Source organism: Pseudomonas sp. Fl4BN1, from assembly GCF_009908285.1.
Taxonomy (GTDB): domain Bacteria; phylum Pseudomonadota; class Gammaproteobacteria; order Pseudomonadales; family Pseudomonadaceae; genus Aquipseudomonas.
The window spans coordinates 1-17,860 of sequence record NZ_JAAARM010000001.1 but is presented as its reverse complement, the minus strand read 5'-3'; the positions used below and the strand labels follow the sequence as shown (position 1 = coordinate 17,860).

The 17,860-nt window shown below is 60.3% G+C and carries 9 protein-coding genes; 2 read left to right on the top strand and 7 right to left on the bottom strand.

What is annotated here, in order from left to right; genetic code table 11:
• Nucleotides 1-57 precede the first annotated feature (57 nt).
• The 3 genes from GV818_RS00045 to GV818_RS00035 all read right to left on the bottom strand — a co-directional run bounded on the left by GV818_RS00045 (nt 58) and on the right by GV818_RS00035 (nt 1,475).
• Nucleotides 58-618, bottom strand: a complete 561-nt coding sequence (locus tag GV818_RS00045) for a YbhB/YbcL family Raf kinase inhibitor-like protein (RefSeq protein WP_161753927.1) — start codon at nt 616-618, stop codon at nt 58-60.
• A 352-nt stretch (nt 619-970) separates the two neighbouring features.
• Complete coding sequence (locus tag GV818_RS00040; RefSeq protein WP_161753925.1) at nt 971-1,219, bottom strand: BrnA antitoxin family protein; 249 nt, start codon at nt 1,217-1,219, stop codon at nt 971-973.
• Nucleotides 1,197-1,475, bottom strand: a complete 279-nt coding sequence (locus GV818_RS00035) for a BrnT family toxin (RefSeq protein ID WP_161753923.1) — start codon at nt 1,473-1,475, stop codon at nt 1,197-1,199. Before GV818_RS00035 ends, GV818_RS00040 begins: the two co-directional genes overlap by 23 nt.
• A 418-nt stretch (nt 1,476-1,893) precedes the next feature.
• Here GV818_RS00035 and GV818_RS00030 point away from each other — a divergent pair, with 418 nt between their 5' ends.
• Nucleotides 1,894-2,163 (top strand): hypothetical protein, encoded by a 270-nt coding sequence (locus tag GV818_RS00030; protein ID WP_161753921.1) that lies wholly within the window; start codon nt 1,894-1,896, stop codon nt 2,161-2,163.
• Between the two features lie 48 nt (nt 2,164-2,211).
• On the top strand, nt 2,212-2,796 hold the full coding sequence (locus tag GV818_RS00025; RefSeq protein WP_161753919.1) for a DUF4291 domain-containing protein: 585 nt from the start codon (nt 2,212-2,214) through the stop codon (nt 2,794-2,796).
• Between the two features lie 83 nt (nt 2,797-2,879).
• On the opposite strand, the gene GV818_RS00020 is transcribed toward GV818_RS00025, so the two are convergent.
• The 4 genes from GV818_RS00020 to GV818_RS00005 form a co-directional block, all read right to left on the bottom strand.
• Nucleotides 2,880-3,431 (bottom strand): SMI1/KNR4 family protein, encoded by a 552-nt coding sequence (locus GV818_RS00020; protein WP_218579747.1) that lies wholly within the window; start codon nt 3,429-3,431, stop codon nt 2,880-2,882.
• Between the two features lie 125 nt (nt 3,432-3,556).
• Complete coding sequence (locus GV818_RS00015) at nt 3,557-3,904, bottom strand: hypothetical protein (RefSeq protein WP_161775578.1); 348 nt, start codon at nt 3,902-3,904, stop codon at nt 3,557-3,559.
• Between the two features lie 145 nt (nt 3,905-4,049).
• Nucleotides 4,050-4,631 (bottom strand): tetratricopeptide repeat protein, encoded by a 582-nt coding sequence (locus tag GV818_RS00010; protein ID WP_161753915.1) that lies wholly within the window; start codon nt 4,629-4,631, stop codon nt 4,050-4,052.
• Between the two features lie 2 nt (nt 4,632-4,633).
• Nucleotides 4,634-17,692: a hemagglutinin repeat-containing protein gene (locus GV818_RS00005; protein ID WP_161775577.1), complete on the bottom strand. Its 13,059-nt coding sequence runs from the start codon at nt 17,690-17,692 to the stop codon at nt 4,634-4,636.
• Between the last annotated feature and the right edge of the window lie 168 nt (nt 17,693-17,860).

The window sequence follows — 17,860 nt, the reverse complement described above, 5'->3', positions numbered from 1 at the left end:
TCCCTCCTTCAGACGAAACGCCTTGGCGGTTCGGGTTAAGCCCCCTGAAATATTTTTTTAACGGGAGTAGCGGCGCACCACGCTGCTATTGCGCAACACATGGCCATTGATCTTTTCCAGCAACTGGGCCCGGGTCAGCCCGGCGGGCAGCACTTCGGGGGCCAGGTCCAGGGCGAAGATCTGGATGATGTAGTGGTGCGCACTGTCGCCAATCGGCGGGCACGGCCCCATATAAGTGGTGCTGTTGCGGCTGTTGATGCCGGCCAGGCCTTCCAGGTTCGGCTTGGTGCCGGCACCGGCCGGGATCTGCCGGGTGGTGGGCTTGATACCGTAATGCACCCAATGGTCCACACCCTGGCCTTTGGCGCCGTCCGGATCGTGCATGACGATGGCGTAGCTCAAGGTCCCGGCGGGGCCTGCGGTCCAGCTCAAGGCCGGGGAATTGTTGTGCCCGCCGCAGCCCTTGGCATCACTGGCATTGCCGGTGGTGAACAGCCGGTCATCCGACACCCCGGGGATGTTCAAGGTGAAACGCTCCTGGGCCTGCACCGGAAACTGCAGGCACAGCAGCACGGCACCAGCGGCCAGCCAAGTATTGCGGGAGGCAAAGCGAGACATACGAAAGCACCTTTTTGCGGATGAGGTCATTGGAGGCCTGAAGACTATAGCCTGCACGCACGAGCATGACGGTTCGAAGGGTTCAGGGGGGCTGATTGAGCTTGAGGACAGGGGTGCTTGTAAATGGGAAAGAACGGTTTTTCACGCAGTTGATAACGGGTAGCGGTTTGTGAGGTTCATCAAGGCCGGTCTTCAGCCAAATGCAGGACGGGTGGGTTCCATGAAACGACCCTGACGCCTGCTGTGCGATGGGAGCAATCTGCTGGGTCTGGCTGCTGACGCAAATGGCCCTCTAAATGAAAACGGGCAACTGCACCGTCGCCCGTTTCCTTGAAGCGTGCGCAGCAAGCCTTCAGCCTTGGTGAGCCTGCATGTACTGGCGCAGTAGCTGGTTGATCCGCGTCTGGTAACCTGCGCCCTGCCCCTTGAACCACTCCAGCACATCGGCATCCAGGCGGATAGTCACGGCTTTCTTGCCTGGCAGGTGCACCTCGGCCCGGCGAAAGAAATCGTCATCCAGCTCGGGGATATCCGAGGTATCGATGCCCTGGTCATCGGTTTTCGCCAGGCGATCCCAATCAGTTTTCGATCCGTTGGACATAATATTTGGCCTCCCGCTTAGTGGCTTTTCGCGCCGAGATGATGCGCACCGCATGACCCCGCCGCTCGGTATGGACCACCACGCCCACCAGGGTCCTGATCCAGCCGAGGCTGACCCAGCGCTCCTCGCCACAGTCCAGGCGCTCATCGCGCAAGGACAGGACCGGGCGCTGGAACATCAGCACCGCATCGTTGAAATCGATGCCGTGCTTGAGGATGTTGGCGTGGTTCTTGGCCTCGTCCCATTCAACGTACATGAGCAATTCCGTATTTACAAATGTACATACAGGCTAGCCGACCGGTAGCTAAAATCGCCTTGGATAAACACCTGGAAATACAGTCGATAAGGGATCGGTGCGGTGCAGGAAGAGCCCTACAGCGCTCTCGGAAAAGACGCCATCACGCTTGCCTTGCACCGCAGGAAGTCAGCGGCTTATAGTCCGGCCGTCGCCCAAATGGCGACCTGGTTTGGCGACCGGAATAACGAATGCGAAAGCTGTTTGCTTGTTTGCAGGCTCTTTTGCACCCGCAACGCTGCTTCATGGTAGCTGTGCGCGGGAGACCTTCGGGTCTGCCGGTTACTCGTTTCCGGCTCGCCAACCTGCGTACAGCTGCCACCCATTCGTTTGGCGACGATTGAACGGTAGCTTTCTACCAATCAAACGAGGTGTGCCAATGAACCGCTACATGCCGATAACCGGCCACGACTGCCTGATTCCTTCCCTGCTGATCGACACCCAGGCGCCCATCGATGTACTGCACGACGCCGCAGCCTTTCGCATCCGCGCCGCGACCCAACTGCTGGAGAACTTCGCCGCCGAGACCCTGCGCAGCGAACCGGTGGTACTGCAGGAACTGACCCTGGTGTGCAGCATCCTGCTGCGCGATGGCTGTGATCTGCTGGATGTAACATCACGGCGCCTGCAACCGCAGGCCGAACTCTAAACACCCCAGGGCGGCTTCCCGGCCGCCCATTCTTCATAAGGAAATGCCATGCATAAACCCGCAACAGAAATCCCCCAGCGCCAGATCCGCGCGCTCTACGACGCCGACACCATCCGCGTCTACCAGGCCTATTCCGACAGCATTGCCGACGCCGCCCTGGCCCACGGCACCTTCGTTTCCCCACCCTTCAAGATGGAGCGCATGACCTGGATAAAGCCGTCCTTCCTTTGGATGATGTACCGCGCCGGCTGGGGTTTTAAGGACGCCGGACAAGCGCGCATCCTGGCCATCGACATCAGCCGCGAAGGCTTCGAATGGGCCCTGGCCAACGGCTGCCTGAGCCATGCCGACGAGTCCGTGAGCAAGGAAGAATGGTTGCAGTTGAAAGACCAGTCGCCGGTACGGATCCAGTGGGACCCCGAGCGCGATCTGTACTTGCGGCCACAGGAACACCGCGCGATCCAGATCGGCCTGAGCAAGGAGGCCGTGGCGTTGTATGTGAACCAGTGGATCAAGCGCATTACTGATGTCACGCCCCTGGCGCACTCGATTCATCGACTGATTGAGGAAGGGGATCTGGAAAAGGCTTACAGCCTGCTTCCCCAGGAGCGGGAGTATCCAGCCGTAGGCTGATCAAACTCGTTGATCAGATGCCCCACCAGCACCCAAGGCGCAGCACAGGTACACACCCCTTGTTCTCTGTGCCCTCTCCCGGCTCAAATCGCCAACAGATCGCCAACAACCGCTTTGGTATCGCCGTCGTTTTCATGTGCCAGCATTCTCAAGAAACCACACAGGTCCCACTCGGTTTTTACAACACACTCTACGTTTGAGTCGTAATGATAAATCGCATCATCAGCGAGCGAAGTCTGAACAAAATAGTATTGAGTCTCTGAAATCCAGGCCAAGACAAAGGGCTTGTTCAGGAACTCATAGTGCCCGGTTTCTTGCATCTGATTAAAGAAGTCGACTTGAAAGAGTAAATGCGCCCGTACTCGCCAAGAAGGGCGATAAAGCTGGATGAATGAGTCTCCGATCAATCCGCCATCACTTCGTCCCATTTCAAGCAGGAATGACTTTAGCTGGCCGCTGATACGAATGTCATACAACCTCTCAATCTGGTCTAACTCTTCGTTGGCATAGCCCTGCATCTCAATAACCTCATTGCTGGGCAAGCGACCCTGCTTGCCCGTGCAAGCATAGGCCTGCGCCATCTCAAATGGATCACCCGTAGGAGTCAAAACACCCTCAAAGGAAAACTCGCTCACTGCATAACGGGGGGGGGGGTAAGTGCTTGAAGAAGGGTCTTGACCAACAAACCAAAGCCATCATAAAGCGAAATCAAATACTCGCCGAAGACCCAAACTAAAATCAAAACCTAACCAGTACTTAATCAACCCCATTTAAACTGAGGACTAACAGCAAAATAAACCCCAACAGAAACAAGAACACCCTTAACTCGTAACACGTCCACAGCTTGTCCGACAAACACTAGAGAGAGATCTTTCTTTAGAATCTCTCTAGACATTATAAAATTACAGCCCATCACCTCAGACACTGCTTTTATGTGATCTTTATTCTTATAGTCACCACCACACCTAACCTCATATTTTGTTTCATCAACCTTAATACCTGAAATGTTTTTCGTCACTACAGACCAACCGCACTCAGGGCATCTTAGCCCTTGAGTGCCATTCTCACTGAGAATTTCCAGCCCCTCTCCACATCGTTCACACAACATAGAATCGAACTTCTTAATTATGGCTTATCAGGAGTAAATATTTTATATATGCAACTCGCAAATTTAGCAAAACAACACACAATCTTATTCAAAATTCACAGCTGGACAAAGCACATAACCTCATATCCATAAATCTTATGTGTGCTTACCAACTCCGCCCATCTGGTAGTGACCGCGAACCTCCTTCACGCATAATTTTCTCGTAGCCCAAATTAGCAGCCCTGAGTTTTTCTTCATATCGCCCAGGATTAGCCTCACTCAATTTGATCAAAACCGCTCTCAAATTGACGTAATTCACTAGCTCTTTTTCCTCCAATCGCAGCGCATCCTCATAACATTGTAAAGCTCCTTCATAGTCTCCAACCTTTACTAACAAAGCACCTAACTCTACATAGGCATCAACAAAACCAGGATCGAAGTCAATTGCTGCCTGATAATATTTAAATGCATCAACAAAGTTTCCAGCCCTTTCATTTTGGACGCCTGCTATATAGTAATAACGAGGTATCACGTGATCAGGCGACAACGATATTGCGGCTTCGTAAAACTTAGCAGCCTCAACAAAATCCCGGCGATAAAAACTTATATCCCCTGAACACTCAAGACGAACAACCTCAGAAATCTCTTTCGATTTCTTTTTAAACAACTCAACACCCTCATCCATCTTACCGAGCGAGAGTAGTTTTACTACGGCGTCTCTCACCGCCTTACCTTCATGCTTATCCATAATCATCTACCAGCCGGTCTAATACTTTTAATAATATCGTTAAACAACTCAATCTGACTAGGCGGAACCCCTATATTCCTGAAGTTTGTAAGTGGGTCAATCCCCTCAAAATTAATCTTTATTGCATCGACACCTTTCGACCCAGCCTGATTAACTGCAGAGCGCATTAATAAATTATATGCCGATCTATCAAGCATAAATTCCAAGGTGGTTTGCGCCATATCTTTTACCCCATTATTCTGAAACTCCCCTACTTTCTCAATTGACTCGGAAAGATACTTGCTAGAGTTTGCTCCAGGAATTGAAGGCTGTAATTTTCCCGTACTCAGCGTTGCCTCAGCTTCAACTGTAGACATTTTACGATATACAGAAATCGTATCCTTTGTAGTCTCCGTAGCCTCCTTTGCAGCCTGAGCATGTCGCGCAGCCGCAGCCGCTTCAGCTGCAGCCGCCATCTCCTTAGCCGCAACACTACCAAACCCGCCCACACCCAACGCCGCACCACCAGCCGTCGCTGCGCCAAAGGGCAGCTCAGCCCCAACCAAACTAAGCTCGGTGCAAAGAGCGGGGTTGAATACACAGGCAGCCAGAATTTCAGGACCAAGCGTTACTGCGGCGCCGACGCCTCCCACAACCGCCAAGCCACCTACGACAACATTACCGCCCTCGGCCATCAGCTTCTGACTGTAGTTCGAGCGGCACACATCCGCTGGAAGCCCATCACAGCTCTGCTTGGAAAAGTCGTTGTACTTCTTTTCTGCTAGCAGGCGACTGCCCAGTTCGTTGTTCTCTGTGGCATTTCTGCCCGATTGGGCGCCAGTCACTGCCCCGGCAAAATCACCGCCGACAGCACCGCCCACAAACCCTGCAGCCAATGACGAGAGCGCCGAGATCGTCTGCTTCTCTGCTTCGGTCAGTTGATCGCGACTTCGATTCGGATACAACTGCGCCGCAATCAGCTCACCGGTGGCGGCACCCGCCGCGCCGGCAGCAGCCGAGTTGCCTTGAACCTGTGCAACTACTGCCCCCAGTACCGCTTGCGCCATGATCCGAGCAGCGTCGTTATCACCTGCTGTGCGCTTGATGATGTTCGCCAGGTAGGGCGCCGAGGCGCCGGCCAGAGCCGAGCCAATGTCACCCCCCGCCAAGCCTTGCAAGGCAGCAGTCACCGCTTGAGCGGCACGCTGATAGTCACCACCCGTACCGTACTTGCCCATGACCTGTTGGTACGCGTCAGTGGCAATCAGCTGCTTCTGGTAGTTATCAACATCCTCTTTGCTGGCATTGTTTCCTGGTCGATAGATACCTTTCTTTTCAAGTTCATCGCTGGCTGCTTTATCGGCCTTCAACTGCCCGTCGGTCCGAACAATGTCCGTCACCTGGGTGCCAATCTCGCCGATAAGCTGCACCTCCCGCAGGCGCTTCTGCTCCTTCTCCTTGTCGAAGATCGGGCTGATGCTGCCGTTGGCGTGTTCGACGTCGCGGCTCAGGGTGGCGACGTCCTGCTTCTGCTGGCCTGGGTCACGAATCTCCAGGGTGCCGTTGGAGATTGCCGATGAGGTGGTGCCGCTGGCGCTGCCGCCGTGGTTGTAGGCGATCAACATGCCGCTGGGCATGTTGCTGGTGAAGCCATCGGCACCGCCGTTGCCACTGCTGACGCTGGCGCTCTGCATCTGGCTTTTGTATTCGGCCTCGTTCTTGAGATCGCTCCAGCCCAGGGTACCGGTGCTCAGGCGGTTTTTGTCGGCTTCTGCGGTGCTGGCGATGACGCTGCCATCAAGCTGGGTGTGCTTGCCCACTTCAACCTGATAGCCGCCCTTGCCGGCGAACAACCCGGTTTGCTCTTGCACGCTTTGGTATTTGGAGTCGATCTTGCTCTGGCTGACGCTGACCGAAGCGCTACCCGTCATCGTGCCGAACGTGAAGCTGGCACCGCCGCTGACATTGCTCTGCTTGGACTTGTAGTCGTCGGTGTCCTGCAGGCTTTGCAGCGTGAGGTCGCGCCCGACTTTGGCCGTGATCTTGTCCGCATTGACCTGCGCGCCCTTGAGCGCGGCGTCCCGCCCACTGATCAGGCTCGCTTGGTTACCGGCGTCCAGGGTGGTCTCGGTCCAGGTGGTACCGGTGCCCTTTTCCTTGCCGACGCCCTTGTTGCCATTGGCGAAGATGCTAAGGCCGGCGCCGTTGGGGCCCACGCCCAGGCTGACGCCAATTGCGCCGCCGCCGCTACTGTTCTTGCCATCAAGCTTTTGCCGGTTGGCCGCGGCTTCAAGGTGGATGTCACGCTCAGCGGCGAGCAGTACGTTATTGCCCGCCTTGAGTTGGCTGCCTTGCACGCGGATATCGCCATCCGCCCCAGCGGTACCACTGCCGGCAGCCACGATGGAGAGGTTGTTGCCGCTGGTCAGGCTACTGCCCTGATTAACCGTCTGCTCCTGAGTCTGCTTGGAACTGGACTTCTGTGAGCCCAGAGAAATGCTGATACCGACGAACTGGCCGATGTTATCGCCGTTCATCCCGCCGCCCTGTTGGGCCGCTTGCCAGGCCTGAACACCGGTCAGGCCAGCCTTGATGCCTTGCAGGGCAGAGAGGCGGCTATCGTCCTCCTCCTTGGCTTGCTTGGTGGTCTGGTACGCAGCATCGACGGCACTGCCGACGGTTCCGGATAGGGCCAGGGTCAGGCCGCTGGTCTTGGTCTTGGAGGTTTGCTCGCTCCTGTTGTGATTTTCCGCCGCGAGGATGCTGACGTTTTGCCCGACGAGGCTGATGTCCTTGCCCGCAATGACGTCGGAACCTTTCAGGGTCAGGTCCTTGCCGGCCTGGATATCGACGTTGCCGAGCACACTGCCAATGGTGCTGGCCCTGGCGTTTTCGGTGGTGCTGGAAGAGGTGTTCTTGGCGCTGGTGGAACCCAGGGTGAAACCAATCCCGCCACTGCTCAACAGGCCGGACTTTTTCTTCGATGTCGAATGGCTTTCTTCGCTGGTTTCGGTCGCGCTGTCGATCTCGATATTGCGCCCCGCGACCAGGCTCGTGGAGTGGGTGGAGACAATATCGCTGGCGGTCGCGCCAATATCCTGCCCGGCGCGGATGGCCACCGTATCACCACTGACGGAGGAGCCCTGCTGGGTGGTGGAGCTGCTGCTGTCGATCCGCGTTTTCTGGCTGCTGGACAGCCCGGAGCTGCTGGTCTTGGTCTTGCGGTAATAGCTGTAGTCGCTGTTTTGCCCAGCGCTCAGGTTCACATCACCGCCCGCATAGAGATAAGCCTCATCCCCCGCCGTCACACGGCTGGCCGTCAGCGCAAGATCCGCACCGGCCTTGAGCGCCACATTGCCGCCAGCGACCACAGTGGTGGCCACCTGCTGAACATGATCCTCCTGGCTGGTGACCTTCTTGCTCTTGCTATACGAATGCTGCTCGTTGGCCGCCGAGGACAGGTTGAGGTTGTCCGTGGCGGTCATCGCCACATCGCGCTTGGCCTCGATCTGGCTGGCAATCACATTGATGTCGCGTCCGGCGCTGATGGCCAGGTCGCGGCCGGCCTGCAGGCTGGAGCCGCTCTGGGTCACGCTGAGGTCGTTGTTGCGCACGCCACGGTCATTGCTGACCACCTGTTCCACCGAGGTCAGGTTGACGTCGCGCCCGGCCTTGAGGCTGGTGTCGGCACCGCTTGTGAGCACGCCGCCGTTGTTGTTCACGTCGCGCCCGGCCTTGATAAGCAGGTTGTTGGCCGCTTCCACCCGGGCGGCGTTGTCGACGAAGTCGCGCTGCTGGGCGTAGCTGCCATTGCTGCTTTGGTGGCTGGTCAGGGTGCGCTCGTTGATCACGTCGCCACGGGTGGCGGTGAGGGTCACGTCACGCCCGGCGATGATCCCACCGGCCTTGTTCACCAGGTTGTTGCCGGCCAGTAGGTCGAGGCGGTTGCCGGCTTCCACCAGGCCGCTGTTGACCAGGTTCTGCCCGGCCTGGGCCGAGAGGTTGTTGGTGGCGCGCAGGGTGCCGACGTTGTTCAGGTCTTGCCCGGCAATCAGGTTGACGTCGTTACCGGCGATCAAGGCGCCGTTGGGCGCCAGGCGGTTGTCGGAGTGAGCCAAGTAGAGCACCGGCACCAGCACCTGCTCGCCGTTCACTTCGGCGTTTTCCAGCCAGACGATATCGTGGGTCAGGGCCGCGACCTGCTCCGAGGTCAGGGTCACGCCGACCGCCAGGTTGAGCGCATCCTTGCTCTTGATGGCGTTGTCCATCAGGTGCTTGAACAGCTTCTCGTCGGTGTTCTGGCCGTCCAGGTAACGCTGGCCGGTGCGGGCCAGCACCGCCTGCTGGATCAGCTTCTGCTCGTAAAAACCGTCTCCCAGGCGCTTGGCGCTGTCGTCCGGGTTGTAGCCCAGGTTGGACAGCAGGTAGTCCGAGCTCATGAATTGCTTGAGGTCGGTGAGCACCGGGTTGGTTTCGATCAGGTACTTGTGCGGATTGCTGCGCACGCTGCTGTCCGGCAGGCCGGTGACCCGGTCGATGCTGATCGGCGCCGGCGCCTGGGCGTTGAGGGCCGCGGTCTGGCTGATGCCGTCACTCACCACCGAAGGCCCGGGCAATGCCGGGCCCGAAACAGCACCGGCACCGGGCAGGGTCGCATTGATCGCGCTGGCATCGGTGCCGACTTGCGCCGCCGTGCGGTTGGCGGTGCTCAAGTCCGCCGAGCGGGCCGCGATCTGGGCGGCGTCAGCGATGTTGATGTCTCGCGCCTGAACCGCGGGCAGCCCTTGTTGACGTTGCGCGGTGCTCAGGGTGGCGCCGCCCATGGTCCAGCTCTGTGGACCACTGGCCGCAGGCGTGCTCGCGCCCTGGCCGCTGAGGCGAAACAGGCCGTTCTGCCCGCTGGGCAGGCTGAAGCCGGGCAGCGCCAGCGGGTTGACCTGTTGCTGGGCCAGGTTCGGCGGCAATTGCTGGTTGAGGGTGACGCGGGTGGCGAAGGCCGTGCCCGCCGCATCGGTATTGGTGCGCGCACCGCTGCCGACGTAAGTGAAGCCCGGGCGCACCACGCTGTTATCGATGCCATTGCGGGCGTTGATGCTGACCGCACCGCCCGCCTGCATTACTGCGGCGTAGCTCTGGTCACCGCCGGAGAGCTTTCGCGTCGAGCCGAGGTTTGCATACTCTTTTTCGGTCGTGCCGATAAAGCGGCTCATCGCCGCTTGCAAACCAGCGAGGTCGTTGGGGGTGTAGCCGCCGCTCTGGAACCAGTACTTGCTGGTGAAGGCGCTGGCAGCGCTGGACCAGGAGCCGGCATTCTTGGTCCGCCGAGTCCTGAACACCCGAGTGGTTTCGGTTTCACCGGTCTCCACACCGCTGTTGGTCAGGTTGTTGACCGTGGCTACAAGATTGCCGGCCGCTGCGATGGTGCTGCTCTGGTTCAGCAGGTCGCCACCCTTGATATTCAGGTGAGCACCGGAGGTGATGCTCGACGCCGCACTGGCTTCGGTGACCTCGAACTTGTCGCGCTGGACGATTTCCCAGACGTGGTTGCGCTTGCCGCTGCAGTCTCCGGCGTTGACCCCCTTGATACAGGCGATCTCGCCGATGCGCGCGGTGTAGATGCCCTGGTTGTCGGTTTTCAGCACCGCACGCACGTTCTGAATGGTGCTGGCCGCCAGGCTCATGGAGCCATCGCTCTGCAATGAACCGGAGCTGTTGACGATACGGCTGGCCAGAGTGCCCTGGCCGTCACGGTCGACTGTCAGGTTGCCGAGGCTGTACACATCGGCATAGCTGTTGGTCAGGCTATCGACCCGCAGGCCCATGTCACCGCCACTGAACACCAGCCCGTGGTCGTTGAGCAGGGCGCCGGTGGTCAGGGTCAGGCCCTGGGCCGCCCCGAGAGTGCCCTGGTTGTTCACAGCGCCAGCGCTCAGGTTCAGTTGGGCGCCAGAGGTCAGGCGCCCGGCGTTGTTCAACTGACCGGCGACGTTGATGCGGGTGTCGCCGCCACCGGCAATGCTGGACGGGGCATTGAGGTTGATCTGGGCCGCACCGAGGGCCAAGGTGCCGCGACTGCTGAGACGCCCATTGCCCGAGTAGGTACCGCCCAGGCTCAGGCCCAGGCTGCCATCACTGGCGATCAGTCCCTCGTTGCTCCAGTTGCCACCGCTGCCGGTAAGGCTGTCGGTCGCCAGCAGTTGGCCGCTGGCGGTCTGGCTGAAATTATTGACGTTGATCGTCAGGCGCCCGGCCTGGATCACGTTGCTGTTGTTCCAGCTGTCGGCATTCAAGGCCAGACCGCCACGAGTGACGATACTGCCACCGGCGCCAGTGACATTGGCGGTGGAAATGTCGAAGGTGCCACGGCCCACATGCAGCAGGTTGCCGCCACCGTTGAGGAAGTTGCCAACCCCCAGGCTCAGGTCGCTGTTGGCGCTTTCCAGGGTGCCGTTGCGGTTGTCGAACTGCCCGCCGATCTCGAAGCGGGTGCTGCCGCTGCTGCCCAGGGCGCGCAGTTGGCCAGTCTGGTTATCGAGGCTGGCAGCCTTGATCGCCAGTGTGCTGTCGCTTTCGATAATGCCCAGGCGGTTGTTCAGGGCGCCGCTCAGGTCGAGGTCGATGCGCTGACCAGCGATCTGTCCGTCGTTGTCACCGCTGTTATCGAAGTTGCCGCCGCTGACCTTGACCAGGCCCTTGGCATAGAGGCCGCCGTTGCGGTTGTCGAAGTCGCCGCTGGTGATCAGCGCGTCGCCGCTTTGCGCGGAAATCCGTCCACCGTAATTGTCGATGCCGGCCAGGGCCTTGAGGTTCAAGCGCTGGGCCTGGGTCACGCCGCCCTGGCGGTTGTTGTTCAGGTCATAGCCGTTTTTCAGCACGCCACGAAGGTCGGCGGTCATCGCACCTTGCAGGCTAGAGAGCACGCCGCCACGGTTGTCCAGGGTGCCGGCGCCGATATTCAGGTCGCCGTTCTTGGCCAGGATACGCCCGCTCTGGTTGTCGATATCGCCAGTGGTAAGGCTCAGGTTGCCCTGACTTTGCAAAGTACCGTTAGCGTTGACGAGGCTGGCGGCCTGGACTCGCAGGTCGCCGCGCTGGCTGTAGATCAGGCCGTCGCCGCTGTTTTGCAGGACGCCGTCGAGCTGTAGGTCGAGCTGCTCGTTGGCCGCGACGGTACCGCGCTGACGGTTGTCCAGGGTACCGGCCAACAGGTTCAGCAGGCCCTGGCTGGCGATCTGCCCGCCCTGGTTGTCAATCACGGTGGCATGTTCGATGCGCAGTGGGCCACCACTGGCCAGCTTGCCGTTGCTATTGTTCAGGGCGCCCAGCAGGTTCAGGGTCAGCGCGGCATTGCCCACCAGGCTGCCGCCGCGGTTGTCCAGGCTCGCGGCGCGAAGCTCCAGGAGCTGTTGCGCGCTGATCGTGCCAGCGGCGTTGCCCAGGGTCATAGCTTGCAGGGTCAAGGCCGCGCCGCTGTCGATCAGGCCACCTTGGGCGTTGTTCAGCAGGCCGCTGACGCTGAGGGTCTGTTCAGCAGCACTGGAGAGGATGCCGCCGCTGCTGTTATCCAGGTTGGCAGCGGCCACGGTCAGTGCCTGCTGGCTGACCAGAGCACCGGCACCGCTGTTGAGCAGGTCACCGCTGACCTGCACATTGACCCCACCACTGCGGCTGGACAACGTACCCAGGTTGCGGTTGTCCAGGCTGCCCAGGTTGGTACTCAGGCCTTGCCAGCCCGAGACCAGGCCGCCCTGGTTAAACAGGCTCTGGGCCTTGAGGCGCAGTTGCTGATTGCTGATCAGCTTGCCGGCGCTGTTGTCCAGGGCGCGTGCCACCAGGTCCAGGCTCTGGCCGCTGGAGATTTCACCGCCGCGGTTACTCAGGTCACGCAGGTGAGCAATGGTCAGTGGGCCGTCGGTACTGATCAAGCCACCGTTGTTATTCAGGTCGCCAGTGGCGCTCCCCAGATCCACGGCGATGGCGCCGCCCTGCAGCGAGCCGCCCTGGTTATCCACGGCGCTGCTGCCGATGTTCAGTGTGTTGACGGCACTGATCAGGCCTTGCTGGCTGTTGTTCAGTGCTCCGGTCAATTGCAAGTCGAGGCCCGCGCGGCTGGTCAGGGTGCCGCCCGTGTTGTCCAGGCTGGTCGCCTGCACGTCGAGGGCCGAAGCCGCGATCAGGCCCTTGAGGTTGCTCAAGGCCTGGTCGATCCGCAGGGTCAGGACCTGGTTGCTCAGGACCTTGCCACGGCTGTTGTCGAGGCTTTCAGCGACCATGGCGAAGGCTTGGGCCGAGGAGATTTCACCGCCCTGGTTGTTCACGCCCTTGAGGTTCTTGAGCATCAGCAGCGGGGTGTTGATCAGCCCCTGTTGATTGTTCAGTTGCCCCTGGTTGAGGTCCAGGGTCAGGGAGGTGTTGCTGAACAGTTGGCCGCCCTGCTGGTCAAGGCCGCTGACACTGGCGGTCAAGGCACCATCGCTGGCGATCCGGCCGCCGTCCTGGTTGGTCAATTGGGCGCTACTGAGGTTCAGGCTATCGCCACTGCTCAGTCGGCCTTGGTGGCTGTTGTCCAAGGCCCCGGTGTGGACACTGGCGGCGGCCTTGGCGCTGATGTTGCCCAGGTTGCGGTTATCCAGGCGGGCGCTGTTGAGCAGCAGCGCGCCATCGGTGACGACCTCCCCACCCTGGTTGAGCAGCGCGCCGCGGTACTCCAGGGTCATGGCGCCGGCACTGGAAACACTGCCGCCGCTGTTGTCCAGCTCTGCGCCCTTGAGCCCGAGCTTGCCTTCGGCGCTGAGCAGGCCCTGGCGGTTATCCAGGTTACCCTGCAACTGAGCCTTGAGGTCTTGCTGGGTCAACAGCGTTCCGCCGTTGTTGTCCAGGCTGTTGCCAACGAGGGTCAAGCCGGCCTTGCCCGAGAGCAGGCCTTTGCTACGGTTGATCACCTGGGCCACGCCAACGTCCAGGCGGCCTTCGGCCAATACCTTGCCGCCGACGCTGTTATCCAGGCTCATGCCGTCCAAGCTCACATTGCTCTTGCTTGACAGTTCGCCGCCGCGGTTATCGATCGCCGCAATGTTGAGCTGCAGCCCCTGGCTGGCACCGACCAGGCCGCCCTGGCGGTTATCAAGGCTGTCGGCGACCAGCTCCAGGCGCTGGGCAGCAATGAGCTGTCCGCCCTGGTTGTCCAAGACAGCCACCTTGGCCTGGACATCGGTCTTGCCGGAAATCTGCCCTTGGCTGTTGTCCAAGGCGCCCACCGTCAGGCTCAGCTGTTCATCAGCTATCACTGTGCCTTGCTGGTTGGCCAACTGGCCGTCGACACGCAGGGTCTGGGCACCCAGGCTGCTGATCAGCCCCTCACTGTTGTCCAGGCGATTGCTGTGCAGATCCAGAGTCCTGGCCGAAACCAGACCCTTGAGGTTGTTCAGCGCCTGATCGATACGCAGAGTCAGGCCCTGCTGACTGATCAGCTTGCCGCTGCGGTTGTCCAGGTTGCGAGCGGCCAGGGTGAAAGCCTGGGCACTGGATATTTCACCGCCCTGGTTGTTGACCTCGGCCAGGTTTTTCAGCACCAGCAGCGGCACATTGATCAGGCCGTTATGGTTCGTCAGCTGCCCCTGGTTCAGATCCAGGGTCAGGGCGCTCTTGCTGAACAGTTCGCCACCTTGTTGGTCGAGGCCGTCGACGCTGGCGGTCAGGGCCTTTTCACTGGCGATCCGGCTGCCCTGGCCATTGTTGACCTGGGCCGCTTTGAGATCGAGGCTATCGCCGCTGATCAGCCGCGCACTCTGGGTGTTGTCGAAAGCCCCGGTGCTGACCCGGGCCGCCCCCTTGCTGCTGAGCAAGCCACCCTGGCTGTTGTCCAGGCTGTGGCTGGTGATACTGAGTTCACCGTCGGTGGTGATAGAAGCATTGCGGTTGAGCAACGCGCCAGCGCTGGTCAGGGTCAAGGCAGCGGCGCTGGAGAGTTTACCGCCGCGGTTGTCCAGGCTGCCGACTTGGGCCACCAACAGGCCTTCGCTGCTGATCAGCCCCTGCAGGTTGCTCAGGGCATTGTCCAGGCGAATATCCAGCCCCTGTTGGGCCACCAGGCGGCCCTGGCGGTTGTCCAGGCTTTGGCCAGTGAGTGCAACCCTGCCTTTGCCAAACAGCAGGCCTTGATTCTGGTTGATGACCTGCGCCACCTTCAGGCCCAGGTCGGTACCGGCAAGCATCTTGCCGTTGTCGCTGTTGTCCAGGCGTGTGCCCTGAAGGGTCAGTCCTTCGGCACTGGAGATTTCCCCACCGCGGTTGTCGACGTCGGCCACCTCGAGTGTCAGCGCTTTTGTGCTGCCTACCAGGCCGCCATCACGGTTATCCAACTGGGCACCGCCCAGGTTCAGGTCACCTTGAGCCACCAGCTCGCCGCGCTGGTTGGTCAGTTGGCTCACCTGGGCAATCAAGCCGCTCTTGCTGGAGATGCGCCCGCCACTGTTGTCCAGGCTGGCGGCGTCCAGGCGCACGGGGCCTGCGGCGCTCAGCAAGCCGCCACGATTGTCCAGGTGCGAGCCATTGAAGTTGAGCGCCGCCAGGCTGCTGAGCAGGCCCTGTTGACGGTTGTCGAGCCGACCGACCTCGAGTTGCAGCGCCTGGTCCGCGCGCACTTTGCCGGCGCGGTTGTCCAGGGAGTCGGCGCGCAGGGTCAACAGGTCCTTGCCGGTCAGGCTGCCGTTGCGGTTGTCCACGCTACCGGCTTGCAGATCGATCACCCCCTTGGCACTGATTTCGCCCTGCTGCTGGTTATCCAGCAGCCCGTCGATGCGGGCTGTCAGTCGGTCATCGCTGACCAGGCTGCCTTGGTGACTGTTGTCCAGACTGGCGGCCTTGAGGTGCAGATTATTGCCGGAGCCCAGCACACCATTCTGGTTGTTCAGTGCTGCGCTCAGCTCGATGTGCAACGCCTGGTCACCACTGACCTGACCGTCGCGGTTATCCAGGCTCACGCCCTTGAGCGTGGTGGCGCCGAAGCTGGAAAGTTCGCCGCCATGGTTGTTCGCCGAGCCGCTCAGGCTCAAGGCCAAGTCACCTCGGCTAGTAACGATGCCGTCGCGGTTATCCAGGGTTGCCGCGCCGAGATCCAGGCCTCTGGCGGAAATCAGGCCGCCGATATTGCTCAGCGCCTGATCCAGGCGCAGGGTCAGTGCCTGGTTGCCGAGCAGTTTGCCGTGGCTGTTTTCCAGGCTTCGAGCCATCAAGGTGAAAGCCTGGACGCTGGAAATTTCGCCCCGCTGGTTGTCCACGCTATCGAGGTTTTTCAGCGTCAGTTGAGGCCCGTTGATCAAGCCGCCCTGGTTGTTCAGGTGGCCCTGGTTCAGGTCCAAAGCCAACTCGGTAACACTGGTCAGGCGCCCGCCGTTGCGCTGGTCCAGGCCGGTGACGTTGGCCGTCAGTGCCTGGTTGCTGGCGATGCGGCCAGCGTTGCTGTTGTCTACCTGCCCAGCCTTGAGGTCCAGGGTTTGCAAACTGATGAGCTGGCCACCACGGTTATTGATCGCGCCGGCGGCAGTCAGGCTCAGGTGCTTGCCAGCGGATGCCAGACCGGCCACGTTGTCCAGGGTGGTCACTTGCAGGGTCAGGTTGCCGAGACTGGAAAGCTCGCCACCCTGGTTGTTCAACTGGCCCACCTGGGCTGTGAGATTGGCGCTGCTGTTGATCAGCCCACCCTGAGCATTGATCAGTTGGCTGGCCGTGAGATCGGTGCTACCGCTGCTCAGCACCCGGCCCTTGTTCTGGTTATCCAGGGTCCCGGCGCTGACCGTCACCTGGCGTTGCCCGCTCAGGGTGCCGCCCTGGTTGTTCAGGGTCTGCTTGGCCGTAACCGTCAGATCACGACTGGCCACCACGCTCTTGCCGCTGTTGTTGAGGGTCTGCGCGCTCAGCGTGACATCGCCATTCGGGTTGCGGCTGTTGTCGAAGTTGACCCCGGCTTCGATGATCCCGTGGTTGTTCAGTTGCCCGCTGCTGCTGAGGTTGACGCTGTTGGCCGCTGCCAAGGTGCTGTGGTTGTTCAGGTCGCCCTGGGTCTGCACCTTGAGATCGGTCCCCGCGTACACCGCGCCCTGGGCGTCGAGGCTTTGGGCCTTGATCGCCACCGCACCTTTCTCGGCGCTCGCCTCGGCCATGCGCAACTGGCCATTGGCGTCGAGTTGGATATCGCCACCGCTGGCGATCATCTTGCCGTCGAGTTTCACCCCGACCCCAGCTTCGGTGCCCACCAACTTGATAGCCCCAGCGTACATGCCGCCCAGGGCGCTGCTGTCGATGGCCAGTTGCGGTGCATCCGCAGGGTTTGCTGTCCGCGCCGTAGCCTTGAGGGTTTTGGCGTCAACGTCGTTGGCCCCGGCGATCACCGCCAGGTGCTTGGCCTGAATCTCGGCATTGATCCTGGCGCTGCGGGTGATGATTTCGAACTGGTCGATATTGTTCGCGTTCAGCCCCGCGCCTTCGATGGCGACGCTGCCCTGGTCCACCTGATAACGCTGGAGCTGGCCGTTCTCGATCACCGGCTTGCCGGTGGTCAGGGTGGCCTTCGGGGTGTTGATAAAGCCGCAGCCATTGCAGGTCACGCCATAAGGGTTGGCAACGATCACATGGGCTGACTGCCCGGCCACTTCGGTGTAGCCCTTGAGCTGGCTGGGGCTGCCGCCGTTGACCTCGTTGAGGATTATGTTGGCCGCCCGACCGCCCAGGTTGGGGTTGCCGAGGATGATCCCGCCAAGCTGGGTTTGCTGGGTACGGTTGGTGGCGTTGTTGAGAATGACGCCCTGCTGGCCAACGTTGTAGTCGCTGAATTGGTTATGCGACAGGCCACTGCCGTTAGGCGTGGCAATGTTGACGATGGGCACGCCATTACCGGCCTGGCCGAGGGTGGTGCCGCCACCGTTGACCACGATGCCGTCGGCCATGGCCACCACGGGCTGCCAGAACATCACGTTGGCGAGGATGAACGCCAAGCCGCGTTTTGACAGGCCCCAGAACGAGTCTCGCGCTTGCAGAGTGGCGGAGGGCTGGTGGGCCAGGAAGGCGAGTTGTCGAACGTCCATGTCGAAAGCCTCAATAAAAACTACGAAATCAGAGAAGGAGATCCAAACGGAAGTAGATCGGTGCTTCGCGTTCACTCAGGGCCTCTGGCCGCTCGAGGGAATGGGCAAAGGTCACGCTGGCAGCCAGGTTCTTGCCGCGGGCAAACAATTCGATGGAGTCGCTGGAGA

Excerpts from the sequence above, each read along its gene's own strand:
- GV818_RS00005 (WP_161775577.1), bottom strand. The coding sequence starts at position 17,692 with ATGGACGTTCGACAACTCGCCTTCCTGGCCCACCAGCCCTCCGCCACT.
- GV818_RS00025 (WP_161753919.1), top strand. The coding sequence starts at position 2,212 with ATGCATAAACCCGCAACAGAAATCCCCCAGCGCCAGATCCGCGCGCTC.
- GV818_RS00035 (WP_161753923.1), bottom strand. The coding sequence starts at position 1,475 with ATGTACGTTGAATGGGACGAGGCCAAGAACCACGCCAACATCCTCAAG.
- GV818_RS00010 (WP_161753915.1), bottom strand. The coding sequence starts at position 4,631 with ATGGATAAGCATGAAGGTAAGGCGGTGAGAGACGCCGTAGTAAAACTA.
- GV818_RS00045 (WP_161753927.1), bottom strand. The coding sequence starts at position 618 with ATGTCTCGCTTTGCCTCCCGCAATACTTGGCTGGCCGCTGGTGCCGTG.
- GV818_RS00030 (WP_161753921.1), top strand. The coding sequence starts at position 1,894 with ATGAACCGCTACATGCCGATAACCGGCCACGACTGCCTGATTCCTTCC.
- GV818_RS00015 (WP_161775578.1), bottom strand. The coding sequence starts at position 3,904 with ATGTTGTGTGAACGATGTGGAGAGGGGCTGGAAATTCTCAGTGAGAAT.
- GV818_RS00040 (WP_161753925.1), bottom strand. The coding sequence starts at position 1,219 with ATGTCCAACGGATCGAAAACTGATTGGGATCGCCTGGCGAAAACCGAT.